The sequence below is a fragment of the Glutamicibacter sp. JC586 genome, from assembly GCF_009805585.1.
GTDB lineage: Bacteria > Actinomycetota > Actinomycetes > Actinomycetales > Micrococcaceae > Glutamicibacter.
Genome location: NZ_VHIN01000007.1, coordinates 1 through 10,759, shown reverse-complemented (window position 1 = coordinate 10,759; position 10,759 = coordinate 1). Strand labels below are relative to the sequence as shown.

The 10,759-nt window shown below is 54.7% G+C and carries 12 protein-coding genes; 11 read left to right on the top strand and 1 reads right to left on the bottom strand.

The genetic code is table 11. The annotated features are described in order from the left end of the window. From FJV47_RS16755 to FJV47_RS06235, 7 genes are all read left to right on the top strand, one after another. On the top strand, positions 1 to 162 hold a 162-nt coding region (locus tag FJV47_RS16755), incomplete at its 5' end, for an integrase core domain-containing protein (RefSeq protein WP_159611145.1). A gap of 96 nt (positions 163 to 258) precedes the next feature. Beyond that, positions 259 to 1,005, top strand: a complete 747-nt coding sequence (locus FJV47_RS06260; protein ID WP_159611143.1) for a LysR family transcriptional regulator substrate-binding protein — start codon at positions 259 to 261, stop codon at positions 1,003 to 1,005. A gap of 32 nt (positions 1,006 to 1,037) precedes the next feature. Then, the gene (locus FJV47_RS06255) at positions 1,038 to 1,826 is read left to right on the top strand and encodes an enoyl-CoA hydratase/isomerase family protein (RefSeq protein ID WP_159611141.1); all 789 of its coding nucleotides are present in this window, start codon (positions 1,038 to 1,040) and stop codon (positions 1,824 to 1,826) included. Next, positions 1,826 to 2,494, top strand: coding sequence for an alpha/beta hydrolase (locus tag FJV47_RS06250; protein ID WP_159611139.1), 669 nt, complete (start codon positions 1,826 to 1,828; stop codon positions 2,492 to 2,494). Before FJV47_RS06255 ends, FJV47_RS06250 begins: the two co-directional genes overlap by 1 nt. 9 nt (positions 2,495 to 2,503) lie before the next feature. After that, a complete protein-coding gene (locus FJV47_RS06245) occupies positions 2,504 to 3,403 on the top strand; it encodes a carbohydrate kinase (protein WP_159611137.1) in 900 nt (299 codons plus the stop codon). A 1-nt stretch (position 3,404) separates the two neighbouring features. Continuing rightward, positions 3,405 to 4,199 carry an HAD family hydrolase gene (locus FJV47_RS06240; RefSeq protein WP_235026373.1) on the top strand — a complete coding sequence of 265 codons (795 nt, stop codon included), beginning with the start codon at positions 3,405 to 3,407 and terminating at the stop codon, positions 4,197 to 4,199. Then, on the top strand, positions 4,196 to 4,915 hold the full coding sequence (locus FJV47_RS06235; protein ID WP_159611135.1) for a glycerophosphodiester phosphodiesterase family protein: 720 nt from the start codon (positions 4,196 to 4,198) through the stop codon (positions 4,913 to 4,915). Before FJV47_RS06240 ends, FJV47_RS06235 begins: the two co-directional genes overlap by 4 nt. A 19-nt stretch (positions 4,916 to 4,934) precedes the next feature. Here FJV47_RS06235 and FJV47_RS06230 read toward each other — a convergent pair whose 3' ends face one another. Beyond that, positions 4,935 to 6,170, bottom strand: coding sequence for a mandelate racemase/muconate lactonizing enzyme family protein (locus tag FJV47_RS06230; protein ID WP_159611133.1), 1,236 nt, complete (start codon positions 6,168 to 6,170; stop codon positions 4,935 to 4,937). Positions 6,171 to 6,439: 269 nt separating this feature from the next. On the opposite strand from FJV47_RS06230, the gene FJV47_RS06225 reads away from it, so the two are divergent. The 4 genes from FJV47_RS06225 to FJV47_RS06210 all read left to right on the top strand — a co-directional run bounded on the left by FJV47_RS06225 (position 6,440) and on the right by FJV47_RS06210 (position 10,704). After that, on the top strand, positions 6,440 to 7,366 hold the full coding sequence (locus FJV47_RS06225) for a carbohydrate ABC transporter permease (RefSeq protein WP_159611131.1): 927 nt from the start codon (positions 6,440 to 6,442) through the stop codon (positions 7,364 to 7,366). A gap of 70 nt (positions 7,367 to 7,436) precedes the next feature. Further along, positions 7,437 to 8,339, top strand: a complete 903-nt coding sequence (locus FJV47_RS06220; protein WP_159611147.1) for a carbohydrate ABC transporter permease — start codon at positions 7,437 to 7,439, stop codon at positions 8,337 to 8,339. Between the two features lie 92 nt (positions 8,340 to 8,431). Next, positions 8,432 to 9,787, top strand: coding sequence for a Gfo/Idh/MocA family protein (locus tag FJV47_RS06215; protein ID WP_159611129.1), 1,356 nt, complete (start codon positions 8,432 to 8,434; stop codon positions 9,785 to 9,787). Positions 9,788 to 9,795: 8 nt separating this feature from the next. Continuing rightward, positions 9,796 to 10,704 (top strand): NAD(P)-dependent oxidoreductase, encoded by a 909-nt coding sequence (locus FJV47_RS06210; protein ID WP_159611127.1) that lies wholly within the window; start codon positions 9,796 to 9,798, stop codon positions 10,702 to 10,704. The last annotated feature ends 55 nt before the right edge of the window (positions 10,705 to 10,759 follow it).

Sequence of the window (10,759 nt, the reverse complement as noted above, 5' to 3'; positions counted from 1 at the left end):
CATCTCAAGTCAGAGATGTTTCATGGAGAGCATTTCGCAGATTTTGCGGAGCTCAAGGTGGAAATTGAGGCGTATATCGATTGGTACAACAGGCATCGTCGTCAGGAACGACTGAAGGGCATGACACCGACGGAATATCGGTGTCATACCCTTGCAGCCTGAGTCGGTCTATTATTTAGCTAGTCCAACTTTCGGGACCCAGTTCATTTTTCGGTGCCCGCCTGCGGCATTTAACCCGCCACAGCGTAGGGTTAAGGGGTGCAAAAACTTCGAATCGCCTACGCCACCGGCGTCACCCCCGGCAAATGGATGGATCGCTTCCAAGAGCGCTACCCAAACATGGAACTGAAAGCCTGGCGCCACGACGAAGGGCCGATTCTTGATCTCTTAGCGGCCGAGGAAGCCGACGCGGTGTTCGTACGCTACCGTGGTGAATCACCGAAGGATCACACCCGTCACGTCATCCCACTGTATGAAGAACTTGAAGTGGTCTGTGCGGGCAAAGATCATGAGGTCGAGTACTACGACGAATCCATTGCCGCCGAAACCGTGGCAGAATTCCCTCAGCTGGACCTCGCCGACTACCCCGAATCCGTGGGCGGCGTTGCCACGGCCATGGAAGTAGTTGCCTCCGGCGCTCAGGTGCTACGCGTACCACAGAGCATCGCCCGACTCTTCGCCCGCAAGGACGTCGTGGTGCGATTCATCGACAATGGCGAGCCGACCCAGGTCGGCATCGCCTGGCCAACATCGATGGAAGACACCGCCTTGTTGGAGGAGTTCATCGGCATCGTGCGCGGACGTGGCGCTAACTCTTCTCGCCAAGCTTCGGTGCGCAATCAAGAGCAAAAAGCTAAGCGCATCAACGACAAAGCCAAGTTTGAAGCCAAAACCAAGGCCCTAGCTGCAGCCAAACGGAAAAAGGAACTGGCCAAAAAACAGGCACGGTCTAATGGCGGCAAGCCGGGCAAAGCAGGCGGAGCAAAGGGTCGCAAGAAACGCTAGAACCGGCAACGGTGCATGGGTAGAGTGAAGCCATGAAGCAATTTGATACTTTGACGCTATCCGCTAAGGGCCCGGCCCTGATCCTGACCATCGACCAGCCAAAGTCGTTGAACGCTTTGGCTCAAGAAGTTGTCAATGATCTGGAAGCCTTCGTTCAGTGGTTTGAAACTACCGGATACGAATACCGCGGAGTGATCCTCACCGGGGCAGGGGAGAAGTCCTTTGTCGCCGGCGCCAACATTGTTCAAATGAACGCTATGGACGCCCAGGCGGCTGGGGTCTATGGTCGCCAAATGCACGCCGTGACCGAACGCCTAGAATCCCTTCAGGTCCCGGTCATCGCAGCGGTCAACGGTTTCGCCTTAGGCGGTGGCTGCGAACTGGCCCTAGCTTGCGACTTCATTTACGCTTCTGAAAAAGCCAGCTTCGGTCAACCTGAAGTCTCCCTGGGATTGGTACCAGGCTTCGGCGGCTCGGTCCGTCTGCCACGTCGTGTCGGCAACGCGGTGGCCCGTGAGTTGATCTTTACCGGCCGGCGGATCAAGGCCGAGGAAGCATTGCGCATCGGCTTAGTTAACCGAATTGTCCCCGCCGAAGAGCTCATCGATCAGGCGGTCGCCACCATCGAAGAAATTGCCGCCGTGGCACCAACCGCCGTCGCTAATGCCAAGTCCGCGTTGGTTGCCATGGACGCACTGAACACCCATGAGGCACTGGCAGTGGAGGCCGACTCTTTCCAGCGTGCCTTCGCTACCGCAGACTCGGTGGAAGGTCGTGGTGCCTTCGTTCAAAAGCGCTCGCCGAACTTCCCTGGCAACTAATGATGCACTACGGGTCACACCCAGATCAGTATCTCCAGTTTTTTGAGCCGGAACATACCACCGCACACGGAGCGGTGATGATCATCCATGGCGGGTATTGGCGCGAAAAATACACTGCGGAACTTGGTGTCCCGTTGGCCCGGGACTTGGCACAACGCGGTATTCCCGCCTACAACCTGGAATATCGGCGTGGGCCGGGAAGCGCCCACAAGATGCTGGCCGATGCCCGACTGGCTTTGGGACTGATTAAAGAGGAAGGGCCAATCACCCTCATTGGTCATTCCGCCGGTGCTCACTTAGCCAGTGTGTTGGCTGCTACTGATGCCCGGGTGAGCCAAGTGATCAGCCAGGCCGGGGTGTTAGATCTTGAGCTGGCTAGGCGACTTAAGCTCAGCGACGGGGCTGTTGATGAGCTATTGGCCCAGGAGCCATTAGCAAGATACAACCCGGTGGAATTATGGCCAAGCACCGCACGTGTCATAATCTTTCATGGGCGGAATGATGGCGATGTTCCGGTAAAAATTGCTCAACGAGCAGCGGATAAAGCCGCTGCCGTGGGGCAGGAGTATCGCTTCGCACTCTTCGCTGGGGATCACTACACTTGGATTGATCCGCACAGTAGCCAATGGGCTGCGTGCGTGGCCGCCCTCTCACCCCTGCATGTCTAAAGGAGCCGCATGAACCCGACCGTGATCGGTGAAGCACTGGTCGATGTCCTGGCCTCGGGTATTACCCCGGCGCAGGAATTTGTTGGTGGCAGCCCGCTGAATGTTGCGGTGTCTCTGGCGCGTTTGGGTTATCCCGGAACGCTGATCTCCCGCTGGGGTGCAGACGAGAAGGGCCGAAAGATCGAGGACTACCTCGAAGAAAATAACGTGAAGTACATCGGCGGTGCCGATGATCAGGGAACCGTGATCGCCCACGGAATCTTGGATCCAGCCGGCGGAGCGGCCTTTGCGTTTAATGCGTTCTGGCAGATGCCCACCATCGGCCCTGAGCTGCCCCAGGATGTTGAGCTGGTCCACACCGGTTCCATCGCAACACTCTTTAGCCCCGAAGAGCTCTTGCCCCTGCTCTCGGTGGCTCGCACCCACGCGACCATTAGTTATGACCCGAACCTGCGCCCCTCACTGGTGACCAACCACGCACAGACCGTGGCCGAAGTGGAACGCTTTGTCGCCCAAGCCGACGTGGTCCGCGTTTCCGGCATCGACCTGAAGTGGATGTACCCGATGCGTTCGGTGCAGGATTCGGCGCGAGCCTGGCTCGATATGGGTCCAGCCATCGTAGTTTCTACCGCGGGATCTCGTGGATCCTGGGGTGTGGTGCGTGCAGGGGATGCCGAGTTCACTGCCGAATCTGTGGAAGTGACCGATACCGTGGGTGCCGGTGATACCTTCACCGCGGCCCTGCTGTGCTGGCTGGCCGAGCATGAGATGATCGGGGCGACAAACCGAGAGCGGCTGGGACAACTGAAAATCGATGAACTCGCCCAGGCCCTAGAGTTTGCGGCGAAAGCGTCGGCCGTCACCGTGCAACGTGCAGGCGCCAACCCGCCACGGCGTGAGGAGCTCTAAGGTGATCAAGCTGATCGCCTCAGATCTGGACGGAACGATCATCTCCCCGGACGGGACTATTTCCCAGCGCACCCGACAAGCGTTTTTAGCTGCTCGTGAAGCGGGCATTCAGATCGTTTTTGTCACTGGTCGGCCCTTTCGCTGGCTCAGCCCCATCACCGAAGCCTTCGGCGGACTCGGAACGGTGATCTGCTCCAATGGGGCGGTGCTCTACGATCTGGAGCAAGACGAAGTCATTTGGTCCCGTACGCTCAGCGCAGCGCTGGCTCGCGAAGCTGCCCAGACCATCTTGGAAGTTGATCCGGAAGCAAGTTTTGCGGCGGAAACCACCAAGGGAATTCACCTGAGTCACGGTTTTGCCGAAGCACATCACAAGCTCGAAGACTCGACACTTCTGGACCTGTCCTCGAATGCTATCGATCAAGAGGGCATCGTAAAGTTCCTAGCGCGCTCGAGAACCTTGTCGATGGACGATTTTTATGCCGCGGTTCAACCCAAACTCCATCAACTTGTCTCGATCACTCATTCTGCCTTTGATATGTCGCTCTTGGAGATGGCCCATGTGGATATCAACAAGGCCAAGACGCTCAGTGAATATTGCCAGCGCCTTAAAATCTCCAGTGATGAAGTGATGGCTTTCGGCGATATGCCCAACGATATTCAGATGCTCGAATTTGCTCAGCACGGTTACGCTATGGCCTCGGGCCATCCGACCACGCTGGCTTGCACGCGTAATCAAGCACCGCCCTTGGAACAGGACGGCGTCGCCCAAATCATTGAGGGACTACTGAAATGACCTTTGCCTTTGCACACCGTGGCGTCCGAATTGGCGACGAAGAAAATACGCTGATTGCTTTCCAGCGCGCCTGGGACCTAGGCGTGAGACATCTGGAATCCGACCTGCATGCCTCGGCGGATGGAACGGTGTTCCTATTCCATGACGACACCCTAGATCGGGTGACCAATACCAGTGGAAAACTTGGCGATTACACCGATGAACAGTTAGCCAGCGTTCGCGCCGGTGGTCAGCCACTGTGCACCCTCGATGAAGTCCTGGACGCATTCCCCGAGGCGATCTTCAACCTTGATGTCAAAGATGATGACGTCATCGGCCCATTAGCGGAATTGATCGAACGCCGCGGGGCACACAATCAGATTGCCATCGCTGCTTTTGAAAGTTCCCGCACCCACGCAGTACAGCATTTGCTCTCATCTCCCATCAGGCGCTCGCCCGGACGTAGCGACATCGCGGTGATGTGGCTGTTTGCCCACGTGACTGGGCGGGTGCCGAAGAAGCTACTCAAAGACTATTGGGCGGTCCAGATCCCGTTTAAGCTCCATGGGCTTCCGGTAGCCACCGAACGTTTCACCAAGGCGATTCAGCGCGCCGGAGCGCAGGTGCACGTCTGGACAGTCAACGATGAACCGACCATGAAACTATTAGTGGACCGCAAAGTTGACGCGATCATTTCCGATGACGCGGCACTGCTGATGAAGGTTTTGGGTTCTTAAGACCCTGCGAGGCCACCGCTCATTGGTTGTTGGTGGCCGCGAACTTTTCTTCGTGCTGAAGGCAGCGGTAGCTTATCGAGTACTGATCCAGCACGCGTGGATCCGGTTCAAATCCGAGCCCTGGAGCTTTAGGTAATGACAACGTGCCCTCGTCCGTGAGTAGCCCTTGATGAGGTGCGTGCCAAGGATGTAGTTGTGCGTCCCACTTGAGGAAAGGGACCTCTAATTCAGGACGTAGGTGGCCTTCATCTAGCGACATTGGGGGATCTAGGGCAATAATTTGCGCACTGGCTAGTAGTGCGGGGCCGTAATAGAAACAGTGCGGGACGACGTGAGCATTCATTTTCTTGGCCGCTGCTCGAATCTGTAACATGGCGCTGATGCCGCCAATCTTCCCCACGCTCGGCTGGGCGAATTTGATGGCTCCATGTTCAATGTCGTTGAGCAGGCCATGAACGCCAGAATGATTCTCGCCTGCCGAGACGTTTCTGTATTTGGAATTTAGTTCCTGCAAGGATCGCGAATCATCAGGTGGGAAGATGGGCTCTTCGATCCACAGCAGGTTCATATCGGCAAGGTCATCAAAGACTTCGAGGGCTTGTGCCAGATCCCATTTGCAGTTTACGTCTACCATCAGCGGTGCCGTGCCGATGGCGTTTCGAGCAGCTTGGATTGCTGCTTTAGAGGACTCATGCAGTTTGAACGCTTTAAAGCCCGACGATATGGCGCGAGTTAAGTGAAAGACCACTTCGTCTGGATCTTCGGCGTAGTGAACCAGTGAAGCGTAGGCGCTGACTTCGTCTCGCGCAGTGGGAGCGATAAATTCGCGCACTGTTTTGTTGGCTCGTTTGGCAGCAATATCCCAGAGGGCGATATCTAGAGCCGATAGTGCGTAGTGGATCGGACCGGTGCGCCCGAATGCGTGAAAGGCGTAGTGCGCCGCGGGTAGGGACTCATTCAAGTCAGGACTGCGGCCCAAAAAGAACGGTGCGACGATACTTTCTAACGCAGCCCATGTCACCGGATTCGCTTTGTGCCCAAAACCTTCGCCCCAACCAACGAACCCTTGGGACGTAGTGACTTTGACGATGAGAGATTCCATCTGGCTGAAAGTCCTTGATGATGCATTGAAAGCATCGATTGATTCCGCATTGGAATCTTCTGATTCGCGACGTTCTGCATCGAAGGGCAGTGAAACTAGATAGAGTTCAATGGATTCGATGATGTCCGGAATTTCTTCTCTGACCTGTGGCAATTTGTATTCCCCTTGCGAAATCTACGGTACCCGTCTGAAGCGCCTTCTCTGTTCTTGCCCTGACGCTGAAGGTGTTGATGATGCGTTAAATAATCATCTGGCCAATGTGGTTGACCTCACGTTGCCCTTTAGTTTAGCGTTGTGGAATAGAGATTGGAAAGCGCATTCCGAGAATGTCGATGAAGCATTTTTAAAGCCAAGGAGTCAGTCATGTCGGTCCCGATTCGTAAAGGACACCTTTGCGTACCGCTAAAAGGAGGTGATGGCCAGTGAGCGCCATTGCCGAGCTGCAAAGTCTAAGCAAGACCAAGGGGCGCAAGGCTCCTGCAAAAGACAACAAGGCCGCACATATCTTCCTGATCCCGTGGACGATAGGGCTCTTCCTGATTACTCTGGGGCCAATGGCGATGTCGCTGTACCTGGCCTTTACGGATTACAACCTGTTGCAGTCGCCGGAATTCACCGGTTTTGAGAACATTCAGCGAATGATCGATGACCAGCGACTACACAATTCTCTGCGAGTCACCTTCACTTACGTTTTGATTGGTGTCCCATTGCAGTTGGCCGTAGCGCTAGCTGTTGCCATTCTGCTTGATCGCGGAATGCGCGGACTTTCCTTCTACCGTTCGGTCTTCTATTTGCCATCGATGCTCGGTTCGTCCGTAGCAATCGCAGTGCTGTGGAAGCAGATCTTTGGAACCACTGGCCTGGTTAATCAGATGTTGGATCTGATTGGAATCCAGGGAATTGGTTGGATCTCGGACCCGAGTACTTCCCTTGGAAGCCTGATCCTGCTCAACGTCTGGACTTTCGGTTCTCCGATGGTCATCTTCTTGGCAGGGCTGCGCCAGGTACCGGCTATGTACTACGAGGCAGCGTCCATCGACGGCGCTAGCAAGTGGCGCCAGTTCGTGAGCATTACACTGCCAATGATTAGCCCAATTATTTTCTTCAACCTCGTCTTGCAGATTATTGGGGCATTCCAGAACTTCACCCAGGCCTTTATTGTTTCCAACGGCTCTGGTGGACCGGCCGACTCCACGATGTTCTTCACTCTGTACCTGTATCAGCAGGGATTCAAGCAATTCGACATGGGATACGCCTCGGCCATGGCGTGGCTCTTAGTCCTCATAGTCGGCGCATTCACCGCCGTGAACTTCTTCGTTTCAAAGTATTGGGTGTTCTACGATGACTAATCAAACGTCAATAACGCAGTCAGAAGATTTTGGCGAAAACGCGCAAGATCACGGCCTTGACGAACAGAAAATGCTGGGCCAACGGCCACCAGCAGGTGGAACTGATGCCGATGGGCGAAAGGTCAAAGGACACCGACCCAAGGTACGCAAACCAATGCGTTCTCTAATGAAGCATGCGCTACTACTCATAGCTGCGGGCATCATGATCTACCCATTGTTGTGGATGGTAGCCAGTTCCTTCCGTCCCAACGATCTGATATTCCGTGAAGCGGGACTAGTTATCTCGCAGGTGGACTGGAATAACTACCCCAACGGCTGGGACGCGCTGTCCGAGCCCTTCAGCAAGTACCTGATGAACTCGGCTGTTTTGGTCCTGGGATGCATCCTTGGCAACCTGGTCTCGTGCTCTATGGCGGCTTATGCTTTCGCACGCCTTGAGTTCAAATTCAAAAAGATCATGTTCGTACTCATGCTCATGACTATCATGTTGCCGATCCACGTGATCATCGTGCCTCAGTACGTGATGTTCTCTCAGATTGGTTGGGTCAACACCTTCTGGCCAATTATCGTTCCGAAACTGCTGGCCACCGACGGGTTCTTCATCTTCCTCATGATCCAGTTCATCCGTGGTATTCCAAAGGACATGGATGAGGCGGCTCGCATCGACGGAGCCGGACACCCTCGAATCTTCCTACAGGTGATCTTGCCTCTGATGGTTCCCGCATTGGCTACAACAGCCATCTTCACTTTCATTTGGACTTGGAGTGATTTCTTCACTTCACTGATCTACTTGACCAACCCGAGCAACTACACCGTGCAAGTGGCGCTTAACGCGTTCGTTGATTCCACGGGTGAATCAAACTGGGGCGCACTGTTCGCTATGTCGATCGTTACCCTGGTTCCAGTGTTTTTGGCCTTCCTCTTCGGTCAGAAGTATCTGGTTAAAGGCATCGCCACGACCGGCATCAAATAAACACCTGCCCCTGGCCCGGAGCCCTAATGCCCGGGCCATCGGCATGTCTGATACGTACGCAAACACTGCGTTCTTAGCTAAGGAGCAAAATCATGGGATCAACTACGCGCACCCGCTACGTTCTGATTGGTGCGGGCAACAGATGCGAAATGTACATCACCTCTATGCTCGGTGACCAGAGTGACGTCGCAGAACTGGTGGCTCTTGCAGACACCAATCCAGGACGCGTTGAGTACTATCAGGATGTCGTCGAACAGTCCTTTGGAGAACGACTAGGGTCTTTCGAACCCGAAAACTTGGATTCCTTTATTCGAGAGAACGCGATCGACCGAGTCATCATCACAACTCCTGACTACACTCATGCTTCGCTGATTTGTGCCTCCATGTATGCAGGTGCCGATGTCATTGTGGAAAAGCCACTGACCATTGACGCAGCCAGTACCGCACAAATTGCCCGCGCCGTGGCACAGACCTCACGTGAAGTGATCGTTGCCTTCAACTATCGATATTCTCCAAGAAATACAGCACTAAAAAAGGCGATTGATGACGGATTGATTGGTCGGGTAACATCGATCGATTTCAACTGGATGCTCGACACAGTTCATGGCGCGGACTACTTCCGCCGCTGGCACCGGCTAAAGGAAAATTCTGGTGGTCTGCTGATTCACAAATCCAGCCACCACTTTGATCTAGTGAACTGGTGGCTAGATGACTCACCAACAAGCGTCTTTGCAGCCGGCGGACTAAAATTTTATGGACCAAAAAACGCCGAGGTAGCAGGTCACCAATCCCATGAACGAGGCACACACGAGAACAGTGACCAAGAACCATTTGATCTTGATCTTCGCAGCGACGAGCGGCTGGAGAAGCTGTACCTCGCCAACGAACACTTTGATGGATACCGACGTGACCAGGGGGTCTTTAATGGTCAGATTTCCATCGAAGACAACCTAAGCCTCACCGTTCAATATGACAAAGGGCCGATTCTTTCGTATTCACTGAACGCTCATAGCCCTTGGGAAGGATATCGCGTAGCGATTAACGGAACTGAGGGCAGGCTTGAACTAGATGTCGTTGAGCGGGCTGCCGTACTTCCGGCATCGGGAGGACGCCCTGTTGATCCCTCATACAGTGATGACGGCCAGAGCAACAAGGTGCGATCGAAGGGTGAACGACTGCTGGTGCAGCGTCATTGGCAGGAGGCCGAAGAAATTCCGATCATCAATTCAGAAGGATCGCACGGCGGCGGCGACAAGCTGCTACTACAAGAGCTCTTTGAAGGACGACAGGTTGATGCGTATTCACGTAAAGCTGGGTTCCTTGATGGGGCACGGGCGATCGCTGTGGGAATCTGCGGAAATGCATCTCTTGAAACCGGGGAGTCAATCGACGTTAGTTCCGCCGGTCTCGGCGTGAATTTGTCCTTGAACGAACAAGTTCAGGTGTAGTACAAGTCATGAGTGAAAAAGTTATCATCACCGGCGGATCTGGTCGTTTAGGGCGCGCAGTTGTCCAGGGATTTGCTACTGCAGGACATGAGGTCATTTCACTGGACCGCGAGCTTCCCGAAGATCCGGTGTCTGGGGTTGACTACCAGATCATTGACCTTATGGATGCGGGTACGACGCACGCGGAGTTCAAGAAGATTTCGCCTCAAGCGGTCGTCTCACTAGCGGCTATGGCGGTGCCTTTTATGGCGCCCGAAGAGGTTCTGCTGAAGACCAACACAACAATTGCTCATAACGTCACCTCGGCCGCCGTGGAAGCTGGCGCTACGCGCGTCATCTTGGCTTCGAGCCCATCGATCATGGGCTACGGATCACCTGGTGGCTGGGTTCCCGAAAAGCTACCTCTGGACGAAAGCCAGACGCCACGGCCGTGGCACGCTTACGGGTTATCTAAGTATGTGGCCGAGCAGATCGCGGCCATGTTCGCAGCAAAAATGGGGCCCGAAGGACAAGTGAAATTTGCGTCATTCCGTCCTTGCTTTGTCATTGCCCAGGAGGAGTGGAGCGGTGCACCAACACAGCAGGGACATACAGTGCTTGAGCGTCTGAAGGACCCGAAGCTCTCCGCGCCGGCATTGTTCAATTATGTAGACGCTCGTGATGTTGCGGACTTCTTGCTGCTGCTTCTGCAACGTTTTGATCGCGTTGAAAACGGCTCGGTGTTTTTTGTTGGTGCTAAAGACGCATTAGCGACGCGTCCACTCGCGGAGATAATTCCCCAGATTTACCCCGAACTCGCCACGCTGTCATCAACACTGACAGGAGATAGCCCGGCTTTCAGCATCGACAAAGCACGAAGAGTAATTGGGTGGGAACCACAACGCTCTTGGAGATCTGAGCTCCAAGCTAAGCTCTGAGGCCCCTGAGCAAAAAACCGGTGGGAGCAAGTCAGCTGACTTGCTCCCACCGGTT